The organism is Herbaspirillum sp. GW821-FHT09A12, assembly GCF_059418325.1.
The window spans coordinates 154,515-172,434 of the sequence record NZ_JBWKPR010000005.1; the positions used below are offsets into that span (position 1 = coordinate 154,515).

Sequence of the window (17,920 nt, forward strand, 5' to 3'; positions counted from 1 at the left end):
AGGGAAGGGAACTCAGTACAAGGTCTGCGACGACTCATGCACCAGCTGCGCATACAACTGATGCCGCATGCCCGAGATCTCGCCTGACTGCACCGCTTCCAGCACCGCGCAACCGGGTTCGTTGAGGTGGTGGCAGTTGTAGAAGCGGCACTTGCCCAGGTAGGGCGTGAAGTCGCGGAAGGCGCGTTCCAGCATGCCTTCGCTTAACTGGTACAGGCCGAATTCCTGGAAGCCGGGCGAATCGATGATGCTGGTTTGTTCCCCCATCTGGTAGAGCCGCGTGAAGGTGGTGGTGTGCTTGCCGGTGTCCAATGCCGCCGAGATTTCGCGCACCGCGATGTCGGCGTCGGGGATGATCAGGTTGATCAGCGAGGACTTGCCCATGCCGGATTGGCCGATCAGGATGGTGTTCTGGTTCTGCAGCAGCGGCATGAAGGCGGCGCGGGTCTGCTCCGGTTGCGCCGTGGCCGAGACTTCGTGCACCGGATAGCCTAGGCGGGAGTAGACCTGCAGCCGTTCGCGCGTCTTCGGCAGCGCTTCGGCGATGTCGGTCTTGTTCAGGATCAGGTGGGCGGCCACGCCGGCCGATTCGGCCGCCACCAGCGAGCGCGACACCAGGTCGTCCGAGAAGCTGGGCTCGGTCGCCACCACGATGAACAATTGCGTGACGTTGGCGGCCAACAGCTTGGACTTGTACTGGTCGGAGCGGTACAGCAGCGTCTTGCGCTCGTCGATGGATTCCACCACTCCCTGGTTGGGCGAGGTGCGGGCGAAGCGGATGCGGTCGCCGACGGCCACATCGCTCTTCTTGCCGCGCGTGACGCATTGCAGTTTCTGTTCGCCGGCCTGGACAAGATAATGCCGCCCGTGGGCGGCAATCACCAGGCCGGCTTCCAAAGCGCCGGCTGCCTGGCGCGGTGCGGCGTGCGGTTTCTTCGATGCCATCAGGAGGCGGCGCGCTGGGCGAACACGGCATCCACCTTGGCGGCGCAGATGAAGTCGTTGATCGACAGGCCGCCTTTGCCGTTGTTGACGCTGTGCGTGTCGAACTTCACGCCGCAGCGGTTGTAGCTGACCGCCAGCTCGGGATGGTGGTCTTCGGCATGGATCACCCAGGCGATGGCGTTGACGAAGGCCAGGGTCTGGTAATAGTCCTTGAAGCCGAAGCTGCGCGCCAGCTTGCCGCCGTCGACCTGCCAGCCGGGCAGGGCGGCCAGGTGGGCCTGGATGGCGGCTGCGTCCAGGGCGTCGGTCTGGTGGGCGCAGCGGCGGGCTGCGAGTGCGTTGGCGGTGATGCTCATGAAGTTCTCCTTGCTTCCGGTTGCGCTGATGGGCAACTGAAACATGTTTGTTAGTGACTCGAGGCGCCTTGCGCCAGGTTCAGCCGGCCAGAGTTTAAGCGTCCGATACGTAGAGAGGCCGGCGGATGCGAATCGTAGAAGGCCGAGTGCAGCGGATCGGGCGTGAGCGTGGAGGCATTGTCTTCGTACAGCTTGACCAGCGCCGACACCAGGTCTTGCGCGTTGGTATGCTGCGCGGCGAAGGCATCGGCTTCGAACTCATGCTTGCGCGAGGTCAGCGACGACAGCGGCGACAGCAGGAAGGTGAAGATCGGCAGCGCCAGCATGAACAGGATCAGCGCCATCGCATCGTTGCTGCCGAACAGCAGCGGGTTCAGGCCCAGGCCGGTGTAGAACCACACCTGGCCCTTGAGGTAGCCAAGCAGCGCCAGGAAGCCCAGCGAGATGGCGAATATCACGGTCACGCGCTTGACGATGTGCTTGAGCTTGAAGTGGCCCAGTTCGTGCGCCAGCACCGCCTCGATCTCTTGCGGCGCCAGGCGCGCCAGCAAGGTGTCGAAGAAGACGATGCGCTTGCCCGCGCCGAAGCCGGAGAAGTAAGCGTTGCCGTGCGCGCTGCGCTTGGAGCCATCCATCACGAACAGGCCCTTGGAAGCGAAGCCGACGCGTTGCATCAGGCTCTCGATGCGGTGGCGCAGATTCTCGTCTTCCAGCGCGGTGAACTTGTTGAACAGCGGGGCGATGAAGCTGGGATAGATCACCAGCATCAGCAGCTGGAACGCGCACAGCACGATCCAGGTGTAGAGCCACCACAGCGCGCCGGCCTTTTCCATCAGTGTCAGCACCACCCACAGCAGCGGCAGGCCGATGGCCGCGCCGATCAGCGATTGCTTGACCAGGTCGCTGAAGAACAGGCCGCGCGTCATCTTGTTGAAGCCGAAACGGGCTTCCAGGCGGAACTGGCGGTAGTAATCGAAGGGCAGGTCGACCACGCCGGAGATGATGCCGAAGGCGGCCACCAGGCCGATCTGGTACCACATGTCCGGGCCGCCGGTCCAGCCCAGGATGGTGCCGGACAGCCATTGCAGCCCGCCCAGCAGCGTGAAGGCGATCAGCACCGCGGCGTTGATCGCCAGCGTCACCAGGCCGAACCTGGTGCGCGCCACGGTATAGTCGGCCGCCTTCTGGTGCGCGGCCAACGGGATTTTCTCGGCGAATTCGGCCGGCACGGCGGCGCGATGCGCCAGTACGTGGCGGACATGGCGCGCGGCCAGCCAAAAGCGAACGACCAGGCTGGCGGCCAGGAAGGCGACGAACAAAACCGAGAACGTGAGTGAAGACATGCTTTCCCTGTGCGAAAATGGCGGAGGTTCAATGTCCGGCCTGTCCTGAGAATCTCTGGGCGACAGCGCTGTACAGCAGGACGATCAATCCATACAGCAAGCGAACGAATAAACCTGCAGATGGGCGTTTTCCCACTGCATCGATAAGGAAGAATTATGTCACAAGCCGTCGACGCCAACGCCGGGCAAGCAGTTGCCGCACCGATCCGCCCCAATGAGATGAACCTGGTCTGGGTGGATATGGAAATGACCGGCCTCGACCCGGACAACGACCGCATCATCGAAGTGGCGGTGGTGGTGACCGACTCCCAGCTCAACGTGCTGGGCGAAGGCCCGGTGTTTGCGATTCATCAATCCGATGAAGTATTGAACGGCATGGACGCCTGGAACAAGGGCACCCACGGCCGTTCGGGCTTGATCGAGCGCGTCAAGGCCTCGACCGTGACCGAGGCCGACGCCGAGAAGCAACTGATTGAATTCCTCAAGAAATACGTGCCGGCCGGCAAGTCGCCCATGTGCGGCAACTCGATCTGCCAGGATCGCCGTTTCATGGTGCGCGGCATGCCCAAGCTGGAAGAATACTTCCACTACCGCAACCTGGACGTGTCCACGCTCAAGGAACTGTGCAAGCGCTGGAAGCCGGAAATCGCCACCGGCTTCAAGAAGCGCCAGATGCATACCGCGCTGGCGGACATCTTGGAATCCATCGAGGAATTGAAGTTTTACCGCGAGCATTTCATCCAGGAATGAACTTGGACTGGGAGCGCTGCTCTACACCTGACGCCCCGGCTGGAACCGGGGCGTTTTGTATTGGGCGGCCTGTGCGCGAGGGCGGCAGTGTCGCCCAGGTGTGTGCAACATGATGAAAGGAACGCCATGTCAACCAGTCGACGCCTATTCCTGCAGGCCGCCATTGCCGCCGGCGCCATGCCGGGTTTGGCAAAAGCGGCCGCCGCCTCTTCAGATTCAGTGAATGAGACGGGAGAGAACTGGGCCGCCTATTTCGCCCAAGCCGGCGTGCCGGGTACGCTGGTCGTAGCGGACCTGCGCGGCGGCAAGGAACGCATTGTCGTGCATGCGCAGGAGCGGGCGGCGCAGCGCTTCGTGCCGGCATCCACCTTCAAGGTGCCGCACAGCCTGATCGCGCTCGATGCCGGCGTGCTGCGCGACGAATTCCAGGTGATCCCGTGGGATGGCGTGCAACGCTCGGTCCCCGCATGGAACCGCGACCAGGATTTGCGCTCGGCCATGCGCTATTCGGCGGTCTGGGTGTTCGAGCGTTTCGCCGCCGAGATCGGCAAGGAGCGCGAAGTCGCCTACCTGCGCAAGATCCTGTACGGCAATGCGTCGGCCGACGGCCCCGAGCCGTTCTGGGTCGATGGCCAACTGGCCATTTCAGCTAATGAGCAGATCGCCTTCCTGCGCCGCCTGTATCGCAATGACTTGCCTTTCAAGGTCGAACACCAGTTGATCGTCAAGGATGTGATGGTCAACGAGGCCGGGAAGAACTGGATCCTGCGCGCCAAATCCGGCTGGAGCGGCAAGATCGGCTGGTGGGTGGGTTGGGTGGAGCGGGAGGAAGGGCCGGTGTTCTTCGCGCTCAATATCGACACGCCCAACCGCATGGCCGACTTGCCCAAGCGCGAGCAGATCGTGCGCCAGGCATTGGGCAAGATGGGCGTGTTGCCGGCCTGATTGCGTAGTCCTTTTCATGCAAAACGGCGCGCCAGCATGAACTGGCGCGCCGTTTTCCTTTGGCTTGCGACGACCATGGCGGGGCAGTCTTACTCCTGGCCATCGGCCCCACAGCACTTCTTGTACTTCTTGCCGCTGCCGCAGGGGCAATCGTCATTGCGGCCGACCTTGGGCGCATCGCGCTGCACCTGCTCCACCGCCGACTTGCGCTTGGGCGCCCAGTAACGTTGGATATGCGGGATGGCTGATTCGATTTCGATGGCCAGCTTGTGGGTCTTGACCGGATCGTCGATCAGTTTGGTTTCTTCTTCCTCCAGCTCGTCCGAGCCCAGCAGGTAGATCGGGCGCATCAGCGGCGCCAGGTCGGAGTGGAAGATCTCGTCCCATTGCTGGGCGCGCAGTTGTATGCCTTCCCAGAAACCCCAGGCCCAGGCTTCCGCATCCAGCAGCGGCTTGCCTTCATGCTCGCGCTCGCAAAACAGCGGTTCGTATTCCTTGGGCGCCACCTCGAAGGTGATGGCGATCTCATTCATGGTGCGCGCGATCAGGCTGGTGATGCGCTCGGCTTCCTTGCCGGACTTGAACTTGGGCGTGTCTTCCGGACGGCTGCCCCACACGCGCGGCAGCCATTCGGCCATCAATACCTCCTGCGGGCCGATGACCAGCGCGGTCAGGTAGCCGTGCAGCGTGTCCATGGTCATGACATCGTCGGCGCAGCGGTCGGACAGGAGGAAATCGTCGAGTTCGTCGAACTCTTGATCGGAAAGGGGCTGGTCGAGGTGCATGGCTTCCTTGGTATGCGAATTACTGATAATCAGCCTGCCAGTGTAATTCTATTCAGCCAGCGGTGCGAGCATTGTCGGTTTGTCTACTGCCGCGCGAGGTCTTTGACATACGTGGATCGCCGCCTCGCCGGTACTCGCCAGTACAATAGCCGGATGAATGAATCCGCCAGCAATTTCCCCGACGCCACGTCCTTTGCCACGCTTTCGCCCGACATGGTGCTCGATGCCCTCGACAGCGTCGGCCTCTTCGGCGATGGCCGGCTGCTGGCCTTGAACAGCTACGAAAACCGCGTCTACCAGGTCGGGATGGAGGAGGGGCCGCCGCTGGTGGCCAAGTTCTACCGGCCGTTGCGCTGGAGCGACGCGCAGATCCTGGAAGAGCATGCCTTCTCGCAGCAACTGGCCGACGAGGAAATACCGGTGGTGCCGGCCATGGCGCTGGAAAACGGCGCGACCCTGCAGCGCCACGCGGGCTTCCGCTTCGCGGTATTTCGCCGCCACGGCGGACGCGCGCCGGAGCTGGACCGTCCTGACACGCTGGAATGGATGGGCCGCTTCATCGGCCGCATCCATGCGGTCGGCATGCAGCGGCCTTACGTCGAGCGCCCGGCGCTGGATATCGCCAGCTTCGGCATAGAGCCGCGCGACTGGCTGCTCTCCAACAATTTCATCCCGGATGAGCTCAAGGCCTCCTGGCTCAGCACCGTCGACCACGCGCTGGATGGCGTGCGCCGCTGCTTCGAGCGTGCCGGCGAGGTGCGGGCGTTGCGCCTGCATGGCGACTGCCACGTCGGCAATGTACTGTGGACCGACGCCGGCCCGCACTTCGTCGACTTCGACGACAGCCGCAGCGGCCCGGCCGTGCAGGACTTGTGGATGCTGCTTTCGGGCGAGCGCGGCGACATGGTGCGCCAGTTGTCCGACCTGCTGGCCGGCTATGAAAGCTTCTGCGAATTCGAACCGCGCGAGCTCTACCTGATCGAGGCGCTGCGCAGCTTGCGCCTGATCCATTACTCGGCCTGGCTGGCGCGGCGCTGGGACGATCCGGCGTTCCCGGTCGCCTTCCCGTGGTTCAACACGCAACGCTACTGGCAAGACCGCATCCTGGAGCTGCGCGAGCAGATTGCGCTGATGGACGAGCCGCCGCTGTGGCCGGTCTGAATCGACAAGACCAAGGGGAAAACATGAAAACACGCTGCGCCTGGGTCAACATGAACAATCCCTTGTACGTGAGCTACCACGACGAGGAATGGGGCGTGCCCTGCCACGACGAGACCCGGTTGTTCGAAATGCTCAACCTGGAAGGCGCGCAAGCCGGCCTGTCATGGGAAACCGTGCTCAACAAGCGCGCCAACTACCGCGCCGCCTTCGATCATTGGGACGCCCGCAAGATCGCCCGCTACGACGAGCGCAAGGTGGCCGAATTGCTGGCCAATCCCGGCATCATCCGCAACCGCCTGAAGGTGGCCGCGGCCATCACCAATGCGCATAGCTATCTGCGGCTGAAAGAAGAAACGGGCGGGCTGGATCCCTACCTGTGGGGCTTCGTCGGCGGCAAGCCGATCCGCAACAAATGGCAGGCGCACGGGGAATGCCCGGCCAAGACGCCGCTGTCGGACCAGATTTCCAAGGACCTGGCCAAGCGCGGTTTCAAGTTCGTCGGCTCCACCATCGTCTATGCCTATATGCAAGGCATCGGCATGGTCGACGACCATGTGGTGGGCTGCCACTGCCATGGCCGCAAGCATTGAAGCAGGGGCAGGGGCGCAATGACGCCAGGATGGTTTACACTCGCTGGCGGCCGGATCCTGACCGGCCGCGAATCTGGGATCAAGATGCCGGTTCAGGCAAGCAGCCTGCCGGATTCAGTTTGGGAATAGCATGATTTTCATCAAATGGTTTGGCTGGTCGGTGCTGTGGATACTGCCCCTGTTGCTGAGGTCGGCGGTGTCCGCGCTGACCCGCAAATCCATTCTCGGCGGACGCGGCGCGATCCGCGTCTGGCTCGGCACCTTGCTGCTGCTGTGCGGCAGCAGCGCCCTCGAGTCGCTCATCCGCGCGCAGGCCGATACCGGCGACGAAGGCCCCAGCGCGGATTTGTTCGGCTTCGCCCTGATGGGCGCATTGGCAGGCAAGTTCAACCAAGGGATCGCCGTGGCGCTGATGCTGGCGCTGGCGCTGCTGGGGTTGAAGTGGCTGCTGGGCGCGTTCTTCGGACGCCGCAACCAGGCCGACCGCGACGACCATCCGGAGCTCGACCTGGCGCCGCCGCGGCGCGGCAGCATCGAGAGCGAACGCAACCGGCTGGCCGCGCTCCGCTATGGCGGCCCGTCAGCGCATCCGACTCATCCGGCCCGCCCGGCCCGCTCGGGCAATGTGCAGCGGACGACCGGCGCGCCCTCCGCTGCGCCCGGCCGCCACCCCGGCATGGCCGGGCGCGAGGACTGGCAAGTGCCGCTGTCGGCACTGAACAAGAACGCGCCGCAGCGCCGCTTCACGCCGCCGCAAGACAGTTCCGCACCTGGCGGAAAATGGCCTTCCCTCAAGCCCGTGGCGCAAGATGCGCGCCCGCGCCCTGAAGCGGAATGGGCCGCTTTCGAGACCCTGCGCCCGACCGACGCCATGCTGGCGCGAGCGGCTGCCAGCAGCGCCATTACCGCCGCCAGCGCGGCGGCCAATGCCAGCCTGTCGCGCGCGGCCAATCCGCTGCCGCCGGTACAGCAGATCCCACCGTCGATCGTGCGCGCGACGCCGGGCGAATCTTCGCAGCCCGCCTTGGCGCCGACCCGCAGTATCCGCATCAGCAGTGTCGGCCGCGCGGCCAGGCAGGCGCAGGAGCCGGGCACGCCGGCCGAGCGCGCCGATGTGATCCCCACGCGCCTGATGCGCTCGCTGCAAGAAGCGGCGGGGCAGAAAGTGGTTGCCGGCGAAGAGGCGCCTGAGGTTGCGGGCGGGATGGAGATGGTGGATGGCGGCGCCATCGCTCCAGCTGCGGAATTTGGCACAGCGCACGGCGAGATGCCGCAAGACATGCCGGCGGCAGCCCAGCCTGCAGCCGTCGAGTCGTACACGGCGCCATGGTTCGAACCTGTGCCGGAAGCGCTGGCTTCGGCCGCTCCTGTTGCTCCTGTCGAGGCGCAGCTTGAAGAGTCCCGCATTGAAGAGCCCCGCGTCGAAGATCCTTTCATGTCGCTGTTCGACCAGGAACCGGAACCTGTTCCTGCGCCGCAAGCGCCTGCCGCTTTGGCTTTCGGTACGCCATCGTTTGCGGTGCGCAGCCCCGGGCCGACACCGGCCGTAGAGCCCGTTACCGCTTACACGGAATATGCGGAAGATGCTGCATCCGAACCGCAGGTGCAGATCCCATTGCCCGCGCTGGACTTGCTCGATGTGGTGCCGGATGCCGCCATCGAAGTCGATGCCGAACAACTGCAAGAGACCGGCCGCCTGATCGAGCAACGCCTGAAGGAGTTCAAGGTGCCGGTGGCGGTGCTGGGCGCCGAAGCCGGGCCGGTGATCACGCGCTTTGAAGTCGAGCCCGCACAGGGCGTGCGCGGGGCGCAGGTGGTCAACCTGATGAAGGACCTCGCGCGCGCCCTGGGCCTGACCTCGATCCGCGTGGTGGAAACCATTCCCGGCAAGACCTGCATGGGCCTGGAGCTGCCCAATGCGCGCCGGCAGATGATCAAGCTGTCCGAGATCGTGCATTCGCAGGCCTACCGCAAATCGTCTTCGCTGCTGACGCTGGCCATGGGCAAGGACATCACCGGCACGCCGGTGGTCACCGACCTGGCGCGCGCGCCGCACATGCTGGTGGCCGGCACCACCGGTTCGGGCAAGTCGGTGGCGATCAACGCCATGATCCTCTCGCTGCTCTACAAGGCCACGCCGGAAGAAGTGCGCATGATCATGATCGATCCCAAGATGCTGGAACTGTCGATCTATGAAGGCATTCCGCACTTGCTGGCGCCGGTGGTGACCGACATGCGCGAGGCCGCGCATGCGCTGAACTGGGCGGTGGATGAGATGGAGCGCCGCTACAAGAAGATGTCCAAGCTGGGCGTGCGCAACCTGGCCGGCTACAACCAGAAGATCGATGACACCCACGCGCGCGGCGAGAAGATCCCCAATCCGTTCAGCCTGACGCCGGACGCGCCCGAGCCGCTGGACAAGCTGCCCACCATCGTGATCGTCATCGACGAGCTGGCCGACCTGATGATGGTGGTCGGCAAGAAGGTGGAAGAGCTGATCGCGCGCCTGGCGCAAAAGGCGCGCGCGGCCGGCATCCACCTGATCCTGGCCACGCAGCGCCCGTCGGTGGACGTGATCACCGGCCTGATCAAGGCCAACATCCCGACCCGCGTGGCCTTCCAGGTGTCGTCCAAGATCGACTCGCGCACCGTGCTCGACCAAATGGGCGCGGAGTCGCTGCTGGGCCATGGCGACATGCTGTTCCTGCCGCCCGGCTCGGGCTATCCGCAGCGCGTGCATGGCGCCTTCGTCTCCGACGAGGAGGTGCACCGCGTGGTGGAATACCTGAAGTCGTTCGGCGAGCCGCGCTATATCGAAGAGATCCTGGCGCCGCCGATCGCGGAGGATGCGGCGCAAGGCGACATGTTCGGCAGCGACATGCCCGATCCCGAATCCGATCCGCTGTATGACGAGGCGGTGGCCTTCGTCCTGAAGTCGCGCCGCGCTTCCATTTCGTCGGTGCAGCGCCAGTTCCGCATCGGCTACAACCGCGCCGCGCGGCTGGTGGAGCAGATGGAGACGGCCGGCGTGTTGTCGGCCATGTCGCGCAACGGCAGCCGGGATATCCTGGTGCCGCCGTCGGGTGAAGAATAAATCCTTATCGCAGCTTCCCGTCATCCCGGCGCAGGCCGGGATCCAGTGTCGTTCGTAGCGATTAACCGGCGTCGGGGTGATGCGCCGAACGACGCTGGGTCCTGACTTTCGTCAGGACGACGGTGAATTGAGCGGCAGATAAAAAAATGGCGAACCGGATTTCCGGTTCGCCATTTTTATTTCATCCAAGCCGATCAGACATCCAACTGGGTCACCAGCTTGGTGTTGATATAGGCTTCGATCGCCTCGGTGCCGCCTTCGGAACCGTAGCCGCTGTCCTTGATGCCGCCGAACGGCAGTTCGGGGATCGCCAGGCCCAGGTGGTTGATGGTCAGCATGCCGCTTTCCACGCGTGCCGCCAGTGCGTGCTTGGTGTGCGCCGACTTGGCGAAGGCATAGGCCGCCAGGCCGAAGGGCAGGCGGTTGGCTTCGGCGATCACTTCATCCAGCGTATCGAACGGGTTGATCAGCGCCAGCGGGCCGAACGGTTCCTCGTTCATCACGCGGGCCGACAGCGGGATGTTGGTCAGCACGGTAGGCTGGAAGAAGTAGCCGCGGCCGTCGATGCGCTTGCCGCCGGTGCGCAGTTGCGCGCCTTGCGCAACTGCGTCGTCGATCAGCGATTCCAGCGCCGGGATGCGGCGCTTGTTGGCCACCGGTCCCATGGTGGTGCCGGCGTCCAGGCCGTTGCCGACCTTCAGTTGCTCGGCATAGGTGACGAACTTGTCGACGAAGGCGTTGAACACGTTCTTCTGCACCAGGAAGCGGGTCGGCGAGACGCACACCTGGCCGGCATTGCGGAACTTGGCGGCGGCCAGTTGCTTGGCGGCGGCGTCGATGTCGGCGTCGTCGAACACCATGGCCGGGGCGTGGCCGCCCAGCTCCATGGTGGCGCGCTTCATGTGCAGGCCGGCCAGCGCGGCCAGTTGCTTGCCCACCGGGGTGGAGCCGGTGAAGGAGATCTTCTTGATCACCGGATGCGGGATCAGGTATTCCGAAATCTCGGCCGGCACGCCGTAGACCAGGTTGATGACGCCGGCCGGCACGCCGGCGTCGGCGTAGGCGCGGATCAGTTCGGCCGGGGAGGCGGGGGTTTCTTCCGGCGCCTTGACGATGATCGAGCAGCCGGCGGCCAGCGCGGCCGACAGCTTGCGCACCACCTGGTTGAGCGGGAAGTTCCAGGGCGTGAAGGCAGCTACCGGGCCGACCGGCTCCTTGATCACCATCTGGTAGGCGCCCGGCACGCGCGCCGGCACCAGGCGGCCGTAAGTGCGGCGGGCTTCTTCGGCGAACCAGTCGATGGTGTCGGCCGCGCCCAGGGTTTCCATCTTGGCTTCGGGAGTCGGCTTGCCTTGTTCCAGCGTCATCAGGCGGGCGATCTCGTCGGCGCGTTCGCGCAGGAGATTGGCGGCGCGGCGCATGATCTTCGAACGCTCGAAGGCGGAGATATTGCGCCATACGTCGAAGCCTTTCTTGGCGGCTTCCAGCGCGCGGTCAAGGTCTTCGCGGCCGGCGTGGGCGATCTTGCCGATCACTTCTTCGGTGGCCGGGTTGACCACGTCAATGGTGCGGCCGGAAACGCTGGCGGTCCATTCGCCGTTGATGAAAAGTTGTACGTCCTTATACATGTGCAATCCTCGTTCGTCAGGAGTTTCAGGGATGCCGGCGGCAGCGCTTGCGGTTTGCAGCTTGCGCGGCGGGCGGGAATGATGATGGCAACAACTCTGGCGGTGTCTTGTCGATGGGCTTGCATGGCCGTGCTGCATGTGGATCGGGCCATGCCTGCGAGGACGATAGTTATACCACGCCTCGGCTTTTGTCGTTTTATGCGGGCAGGCGCATGTCGCATGTCAATGGACGTGCTGCGGGATCTCCATTTCGGCCAGGATCATTTCCACCTGCAGGCACTGTATCTTGAGTTCCTTGATGGCTTTGCGGTACTGGCGCACCGACTTCAGCGGCGGCCCGTCATCTTCATGCCTGGCGGTGCGGATGGCGTCGAGCATGATGTGCGAGAGCATCATGGCCGCTGCGTCGTGGGAGCTCTTCAGTTCCGCGATGCTTGTCAGCAAGGCAAGCCGTTTGTCCATGGCGATCTCCTCTCGGTCGAGTCTGATGAGACTGCGCCGCAAGAGCGAATGTTCCGCAGCGGAGGGCGGCGCTTCCATTGCCCCGAGGCGAAATCTTGCAGACGAAAAAAGCCCCGCCGAAGCGGGGCAAAGAGGGAACTGAGAATAACCTCAGTTTGTTGCAACAACGCAAATCGGCCCGGTCTGCGCCGGTGCGCGGCAAGGGTTGCCGATCAATATTTCCACATGATCTTTTGCAGTTCCTTGCTGTCATTGGTTTTGGTCAGCGCCAGTTCGGCCAGGATGCGGGCCTTCTGGGCGTTCTGGTCGTCGGTGACGACCCAGTCGTACTTGTCGTCAGGCTGCTCGCCGTTGCGGATCACGACGCCGCTGCCGGTGCGGGTGGCGCGAATGACTTGCACGCCCTTGCTGCGCACTTCCTGCAGCACCGGCACGATCTGCTCGGCCACGCTGCCGTTGCCGGTGCCGTCATGGATGACCGCCTTGGCGCCGGCGTTGACGAAGGCGTCATAGGCGGCGCGGCTGACGTTGCCATAGTTGTAGGCGATGTCCACGCGCGGCAGGCTGTTGATCTTGTCGATGTCGAACTCGGTTTGCGTGGTGTGCGGGCGGGCCGGCAGGCGGTAGAACGTCAGCTTGTTTTCAACCACGTAGCCCAGCGGGCCGTAGGGCGAACGGAAGGTCTCGACCTTGAACGAGTTGCTCTTGGTGACGTCGCGGCCGGAGTGGATCTCGTCGTTCATCACCACCAGCGTGCCTTTGCCGGCGGCTTCCTTGCTACCTGCGACCAGCACCGCGTCATACAGGTTCAGCGCGCCGTCCGCGCCCAGCGCGGTGCCGGGGCGCATCGAACCGACCACCACCACCGGCTTCTCGCTCTTCAACACCAGGTTGAGGAAGTAGGCGGTTTCTTCGATGGTGTCGGTGCCATGGGTGATCACGATGCCGTCCACGTCGCTTTGCTTGAGCAGCTCGGAAACGCGCTTGCCCAGCTTCAGCAGGCGCTCGTCATTGAAGCTTTCGCTGCCGATCTGGAAAATCTGTTCGCCGCGCACGTTGGCGATCTTCGACACTTCCGGCACGGCGGCGATGATCTTGTCGACCGGCACCACGGCCGACTGGTAGGCCGCGGTGTTGACGCTGGAAGCGCCCGCGCCGGCGATGGTGCCGCCGGTGCCGATGACCACGACATTGGGTTTTTGGTCTTGCGCTTGCGCCGACACGCTCAGGGCGGCGAAAGCGGCGGACATGATCATGACAGCGCCGATTTGTTTGAATTTTGCCTGCTGCATTTGAAGTCTCCTGGTGACAGTTTGTAAGTCCGTTTCGCGGCTTGCTCTCGTTGTTTTGATGGCGCGTCGAAACGGCCGGTCCCACACGGATGGTGAGGAACGCAGCGATCATACGAAAGCCGAATTGCGATGTCTCATGCTTTTAAAACATGGACGGATGCGCCAAACGCATGAGTCGCCGGAGGCGAGCCTGGAGCGGTGACGATTGCGCCATCGGGCGCCGGATGGCCCGGCCGCGGCGCCGCATCGACGCGCAGGATCGGGCCGGAGCGGGCAAGAAAAAACCGCCCTGAAGGCGGCCGGGGATGCGTGCGCCGGGAGCGGCGGCGTCAGAAGAATTCGACGGTGTCGTTGGTGGTGATGCCGGAATGCAGCACACCGGAATTGACCAGTTCTTCGTAGAAGCAGATGCGGTTGCGGCCGTTTTTCTTGGCGTGGTACAGGGACTGGTCGGCGTGGCCGAGGATGACCACCGGCGTTTCGCGCGAGATGCCGACAAAGCCGAGGCTGACCGTGACCTTGCCGACCTGCGGGAAGTCGTATTCCTGCACGTTCTGGCGGAAGCGGTCGAAGATCTTGCGGGCGTCGGTCAAGGTGGTCGAGCGCAGCAGGATGACGAACTCTTCGCCGCCGAAACGGAAGATGCGGTCGTGGCTGCGGAAGGAGGCGCGCAGGATGTTGGCCATCAGGATCAGCACTTCATCGCCGTACAGGTGGCCGTAGCGGTCATTGACCTGCTTGAAGTGGTCGATGTCGACTACCGCCAGCCAGTGGCCCTTGGCTTCGTCGAGGTCGCCATGGCGGCGGTCGTTCTTTTCCAGCGAATGCGCTTCATGCGGCGCGATGGCGAAGGCGTATTTGGTGAACTGTTCGTCGAAGGTCTTGCGGTTGAACAGGCCGGTCAAGGCATCGCGCTCGCTGTAGTCGAGCAGGCTCTGGTAATTGCAGTAGACATGGAAGATGCCATGGATGACATCCAGCATCTGCGCCTCGAAGGCCTTGGTACTGCGGATTTCGACGCAGGAATTCATCTTTCCGTGCAGCCATACCGGCAGCCAGAGGATGTGCATGCCGTCTTCGCCGGTTTCCAGGTATTCGTTGAGATGGCTGCGGATGCAGGCCATCATCGCCGGGTAGCTGGCGAGCGGTTCCTTGGGGTCGTCGCTGGTGTGCTCGTCGATGGTGTGGACTTCACCGTCGCGGATCACCATCTTTTCCTGGACGTAGTGCGTTTCGCGCATGTTGAAGATATCCAGCATGCGGATTTCCTGCACATTGGTGAGCTGGTACAGCGCCGAGATGACCGAGAGCGCCAGACGGGAATGCTCCCGGTGGGCAGTGATCTCTACCAGATGCTTGAGCAGCGGTTTCTTCATCTCGTTATCGATGTCCTGCATGAGCCCATTGTTCTAATGTATGGTCGGTACTCGGATGTTGTGCTTCGCCATTCGCGCGGTGTATCAGCACTTATGCAAGAATCACGCCATGAATCAAGCGAGGAAGCGGGATGATTTTACACGTTCGCGCGCGCTGGGATGAAGCAGTTTCTACAGTTTGAAATCGAAAACATTTAATTCATTTCCACCTGGAAATTTTGTTTTCGGGTGAGTCATACTTACGTGCGCGTTTGATAGTCTTTTGACTTTTGCATGCGCTCGCCAGTCATGGACGATAGCCTGAAAGCCGCGTCCCGACTACGTTTTGTGATTATTTGTGAGAGTTTTTTTCGGTCTCGCATGGAGCGTCGGATGGCGCTGCGGACGCAAGCGCGGCAAAACGCCATGCAAAAAAAATCGCCGGTCGATACGCCGGCGATTTTTTTTTATATCGTTTTCGTTTTCGCGCTTGTCAGGCATAGATGATCAGCAACGCAATGGCGATGATCAACGCGAATTTGGTGAGGCGGTAGACGGTCTTGTTCCATTTCTTGAAGCGGCGGCGATACTGGCCGGCCAGCCAGACGAAGCGGAACAGTTTGTTGACGCGGCCGGTCTGGTCGCCGGTTTCATTGGGCGAGGCGGCGGCGGTCATCATGGTGCGGCCCAGCCATTGGTTGATCGCTTCGGCCCAGCGATAGCGCAGCGGGCGTTCGACATCGCAGAACAGGATGATACGGTTCGTCTCGGTGCCGTTCTGCGCCCAGTGGATGAAGGTCTCGTCGAATACCACGCTCTGGCCGTCGCGCCAGCTATAGCGCTTGCCGTCGACTTCGATGAAGCAGCGGTCATCATTGGGCGTGACCAGGCCGAGGTGGTAGCGCAGCGAACCGGCATAGGGGTCGCGGTGCGGATTGAGCGTGCCGCCCGGCGCCAGCTCGGCGAACATCGCCGCCTTCACGCTGGGAATGCGGCGCAGGATCTCGACGGTCTTGGGGCAGAATTTCTCGGCCGAAGGATGGCTGGCGTTGTACCACTTCAGGTAGAAGCGCTTCCAGCCGGCCTTGAAAAAGGAATTGAATCCGGCATCGTCGTTTTTCTCGGCGGCCTTGATCTTGGCCAGGTTCTGCAGCGCCACGGCTTCGTCGCGGATGGTTTCCCAATTCTCGTCGATGAGGGCCAGCTCCTTGAACTCGCGCACGGCCGGATAGGGCACCGCCGGTACGCGCGAGAAGGCGTACATGAACAGGTTGATCGGCGACATGATCGACGAGTGGTCGAAGAACTGGCGCAGGAAGGGCAGCCGCACGCGTCCGCGGAAATGGATGAAAACGATCGAAAACAGGTAAATAAAGACGATTACCCACTTCATTGCATGGTCCTCTTGATGTTGCAGGCCGCTGGGCCGGCGTTGGCCAGCGGCGTGGCAGATGCCTGCCAAATGGAGTCGGATCGGGAAAAATCAACCGCAGAAAGCGCCTGAAGGCGCCGGCAGCATGCGGATGCGTTGCGTTGCTTCCCGAGCGTAGGCCCGCGCAGCGCGGGGCAAGCAAAGGATTCTACACCAAGGCAATGTCAGCAAATGTAAGCATCCTTGCCGCCTTGGGCCCGCTGTGCGGGCCTGTATGAGGGAAATCAAACGGGCAATGCAAACAGGCAATAAAAAAGCGGACCGGTGAAACCGGCCCGCCAGGGACAACAACAATGAGAGGTGAGACGATTCGTATCGTCAAGCGGCTTGCTGCACCACGGCCGGGCCGCGGTTCCAGCGCGGCAGGCCGGTGAAGGCGAAGTCGATCTCCGGCACGCGGCCGGCGACGATTTCGGCGATGGCGCGGCCGGAACCGCAGCCCATGGTCCAGCCCAGGGTGCCGTGGCCGGTGTTCAGGTACAGGTTGCTGAACTTGGTCTTGCCCACGTAGGGGACGTTGGACGGCGTCAACGGACGCAGGCCGGTCCAGTAGATCGGGTTCTCGTAGTCGCAGCCGTCGGGGAACAGTTCCTGGGTGCGGCGGGTGATGGCTTCGCAGCGGGTGGTGTTGAGTTCGCGGGTATAGCCGTTCAGTTCGCAGGTGCCGGCCACGCGCAGGCGGTCGCCCAGGCGCGAGACCACCAGCTTGTAGCCGTCGTCGGTCAACGAGACGGTGGGCGCGGCGTCGGGGTTGATGACCTTGTAGGTGGCCGAATAGCCCTTGCCTGGATAGAGCAGCAGGTCGATGCCCAGCGGCTTGACCAGCGGCTGCGAGAAGCTGCCCATGGCGACCACGAAGGCATCGGCCCGCAATACCTCATGGCGGCCGTCCGGGTTGATGACCTCGACCCCGGTGACGCGGGCCGAAGCGCCCGCGCCTTCGGTGATCAGGCGGGTGATGGTGGTGGAGAAGCGGAACTGCGTGCCGGCCTCCTCGGCCTTTTGCGCCAGGCCGGTGGTCAGCTTGTAGACGTCGCCGGATTCATCGGTGGCGGTGAAGTCGCCGCCGACGATCTTGTCGCGGATCGAAGCCAGCGCCGGTTCGATCTTCACCACTTCGTCGGCGCCGATCGACTCGCGCGGGCAACCCAGGTCGCGCATCAGCTTGGCGGCCGGCAGCGATTCCTGGAATTCCTTTTCCTCGGTATAGAAGTGCAGGATGCCGCGGGTCAGGTGGTCGTACTGGATGCCGGTTTCGGCGCGCACGGCCTGCAGGGTCTGGCGGCTGTATTCGCACAGGGCGACGATGTTGCGGATGTTCTCGTCGGTGCGGGCGGCGGTGCATTCGCGCAGGAAGCTGACAGCCCACTTCCATTGCAGCCATTCGGGACGGAAACGGTACAGCAGCGGAGCGTCTTCCTTGCCCAGCCACTTGAGCACCTTCATCGGCGCGGCCGGGTTGGCCCACGGCTCGGCGTGCGAGACCGAGATCTGGCAGCCGTTGGCGAAGCTGGTTTCCTGCGCCGCGCCGGGCTGGCGCTCGATGACGGTGACCTCGTAGCCTTCTTTCTGCAGGAACCAGGCCGAAGCGGTCCCGATAATGCCTGCGCCCAATACGATCACTTTCATCTCATTCTCCCGGTTTATGCGTGGTCTGGTGCGCGGCGACGCCGTGCTGCCAACAGATAGCAGCATTGTAAGAATTTCCGGATTGCCAATGTATTCAATACTGGCAAAATTTTTTCTTCAATATTAAGCAATGAGGCTTTGTTTATTTAAAAA

General features: G+C 63.0%; 15 protein-coding genes. 5 read left to right on the top strand and 10 right to left on the bottom strand.

Going from position 1 to position 17,920, the window contains the following annotated elements:
* Positions 1–12: 12 nt before the first annotated feature.
* From rsgA to AC07N6_RS14300, 3 genes are read right to left on the bottom strand one after another with little or no spacing between them, the layout of a single operon-like run.
* On the bottom strand, positions 13–945 hold the full coding sequence (gene rsgA / locus AC07N6_RS14290) for a ribosome small subunit-dependent GTPase A (protein ID WP_494782556.1): 933 nt from the start codon (positions 943–945) through the stop codon (positions 13–15).
* Positions 945–1,301 (bottom strand): 4a-hydroxytetrahydrobiopterin dehydratase, encoded by a 357-nt coding sequence (locus tag AC07N6_RS14295; protein ID WP_494782557.1) that lies wholly within the window; start codon positions 1,299–1,301, stop codon positions 945–947. The genes rsgA and AC07N6_RS14295 overlap by 1 nt, the downstream gene beginning before the upstream one ends.
* A 50-nt stretch (positions 1,302–1,351) precedes the next feature.
* Positions 1,352–2,644, bottom strand: a complete 1,293-nt coding sequence (locus AC07N6_RS14300; protein ID WP_494782558.1) for a M48 family metallopeptidase — start codon at positions 2,642–2,644, stop codon at positions 1,352–1,354.
* A gap of 156 nt (positions 2,645–2,800) precedes the next feature.
* Between AC07N6_RS14300 and orn the strand changes: the two genes are divergently transcribed.
* Positions 2,801–3,394: an oligoribonuclease gene (gene orn / locus AC07N6_RS14305; protein ID WP_494782559.1), complete on the top strand. Its 594-nt coding sequence runs from the start codon at positions 2,801–2,803 to the stop codon at positions 3,392–3,394.
* A gap of 126 nt (positions 3,395–3,520) precedes the next feature.
* A complete protein-coding gene (blaOXA, locus tag AC07N6_RS14310; protein ID WP_494782560.1) occupies positions 3,521–4,339 on the top strand; it encodes a class D beta-lactamase in 819 nt (272 codons plus the stop codon).
* A gap of 89 nt (positions 4,340–4,428) precedes the next feature.
* Here blaOXA and AC07N6_RS14315 read toward each other — a convergent pair whose 3' ends face one another.
* Positions 4,429–5,124 (bottom strand): UPF0149 family protein, encoded by a 696-nt coding sequence (locus AC07N6_RS14315; protein WP_494782561.1) that lies wholly within the window; start codon positions 5,122–5,124, stop codon positions 4,429–4,431.
* Positions 5,125–5,277: 153 nt separating this feature from the next.
* Between AC07N6_RS14315 and AC07N6_RS14320 the strand changes: the two genes are divergently transcribed.
* From AC07N6_RS14320 to AC07N6_RS14330, 3 genes are all read left to right on the top strand, one after another.
* The gene (locus AC07N6_RS14320) at positions 5,278–6,285 is read left to right on the top strand and encodes a serine/threonine protein kinase (protein ID WP_494782562.1); all 1,008 of its coding nucleotides are present in this window, start codon (positions 5,278–5,280) and stop codon (positions 6,283–6,285) included.
* Positions 6,286–6,308: 23 nt separating this feature from the next.
* A complete protein-coding gene (locus tag AC07N6_RS14325) occupies positions 6,309–6,875 on the top strand; it encodes a DNA-3-methyladenine glycosylase I (protein WP_494782563.1) in 567 nt (188 codons plus the stop codon).
* Between the two features lie 130 nt (positions 6,876–7,005).
* Complete coding sequence (locus tag AC07N6_RS14330) at positions 7,006–9,969, top strand: FtsK/SpoIIIE family DNA translocase (RefSeq protein ID WP_494782564.1); 2,964 nt, start codon at positions 7,006–7,008, stop codon at positions 9,967–9,969.
* 194 nt (positions 9,970–10,163) lie between these two features.
* Here AC07N6_RS14330 and AC07N6_RS14335 read toward each other — a convergent pair whose 3' ends face one another.
* The 6 genes from AC07N6_RS14335 to AC07N6_RS14360 form a co-directional block, all read right to left on the bottom strand.
* The gene (locus AC07N6_RS14335; RefSeq protein ID WP_494782565.1) at positions 10,164–11,597 is read right to left on the bottom strand and encodes an NAD-dependent succinate-semialdehyde dehydrogenase; all 1,434 of its coding nucleotides are present in this window, start codon (positions 11,595–11,597) and stop codon (positions 10,164–10,166) included.
* A 222-nt stretch (positions 11,598–11,819) separates the two neighbouring features.
* Entirely contained in the window at positions 11,820–12,059 is a 240-nt protein-coding gene (locus tag AC07N6_RS14340; protein WP_494782566.1) for a hypothetical protein, read from the bottom strand.
* Between the two features lie 212 nt (positions 12,060–12,271).
* The gene (locus tag AC07N6_RS14345) at positions 12,272–13,351 is read right to left on the bottom strand and encodes an asparaginase (RefSeq protein ID WP_494782567.1); all 1,080 of its coding nucleotides are present in this window, start codon (positions 13,349–13,351) and stop codon (positions 12,272–12,274) included.
* 329 nt (positions 13,352–13,680) lie between these two features.
* Positions 13,681–14,748: a GGDEF domain-containing protein gene (locus AC07N6_RS14350; protein WP_494782568.1), complete on the bottom strand. Its 1,068-nt coding sequence runs from the start codon at positions 14,746–14,748 to the stop codon at positions 13,681–13,683.
* Positions 14,749–15,199: 451 nt separating this feature from the next.
* Positions 15,200–16,099, bottom strand: coding sequence for a lipid A hydroxylase LpxO (gene lpxO, locus AC07N6_RS14355; protein WP_494782569.1), 900 nt, complete (start codon positions 16,097–16,099; stop codon positions 15,200–15,202).
* Positions 16,100–16,456: 357 nt separating this feature from the next.
* The gene (locus AC07N6_RS14360; protein ID WP_494782570.1) at positions 16,457–17,767 is read right to left on the bottom strand and encodes a D-amino acid dehydrogenase; all 1,311 of its coding nucleotides are present in this window, start codon (positions 17,765–17,767) and stop codon (positions 16,457–16,459) included.
* Between the last annotated feature and the right edge of the window lie 153 nt (positions 17,768–17,920).

Coding starts and splice junctions, on each gene's coding strand:
- rsgA (WP_494782556.1), bottom strand. CDS start 945: ATGGCATCGAAGAAACCGCACGCCGCACCGCGCCAGGCAGCCGGCGCT.
- AC07N6_RS14360 (WP_494782570.1), bottom strand. CDS start 17,767: ATGAAAGTGATCGTATTGGGCGCAGGCATTATCGGGACCGCTTCGGCC.
- blaOXA (WP_494782560.1), top strand. CDS start 3,521: ATGTCAACCAGTCGACGCCTATTCCTGCAGGCCGCCATTGCCGCCGGC.
- AC07N6_RS14300 (WP_494782558.1), bottom strand. CDS start 2,644: ATGTCTTCACTCACGTTCTCGGTTTTGTTCGTCGCCTTCCTGGCCGCC.
- lpxO (WP_494782569.1), bottom strand. CDS start 16,099: ATGAAGTGGGTAATCGTCTTTATTTACCTGTTTTCGATCGTTTTCATC.
- AC07N6_RS14325 (WP_494782563.1), top strand. CDS start 6,309: ATGAAAACACGCTGCGCCTGGGTCAACATGAACAATCCCTTGTACGTG.
- AC07N6_RS14330 (WP_494782564.1), top strand. CDS start 7,006: ATGATTTTCATCAAATGGTTTGGCTGGTCGGTGCTGTGGATACTGCCC.
- AC07N6_RS14350 (WP_494782568.1), bottom strand. CDS start 14,748: ATGCAGGACATCGATAACGAGATGAAGAAACCGCTGCTCAAGCATCTG.
- AC07N6_RS14345 (WP_494782567.1), bottom strand. CDS start 13,351: ATGCAGCAGGCAAAATTCAAACAAATCGGCGCTGTCATGATCATGTCC.
- AC07N6_RS14340 (WP_494782566.1), bottom strand. CDS start 12,059: ATGGACAAACGGCTTGCCTTGCTGACAAGCATCGCGGAACTGAAGAGC.
- AC07N6_RS14320 (WP_494782562.1), top strand. CDS start 5,278: ATGAATGAATCCGCCAGCAATTTCCCCGACGCCACGTCCTTTGCCACG.
- AC07N6_RS14335 (WP_494782565.1), bottom strand. CDS start 11,597: ATGTATAAGGACGTACAACTTTTCATCAACGGCGAATGGACCGCCAGC.
- orn (WP_494782559.1), top strand. CDS start 2,801: ATGTCACAAGCCGTCGACGCCAACGCCGGGCAAGCAGTTGCCGCACCG.
- AC07N6_RS14295 (WP_494782557.1), bottom strand. CDS start 1,301: ATGAGCATCACCGCCAACGCACTCGCAGCCCGCCGCTGCGCCCACCAG.
- AC07N6_RS14315 (WP_494782561.1), bottom strand. CDS start 5,124: ATGCACCTCGACCAGCCCCTTTCCGATCAAGAGTTCGACGAACTCGAC.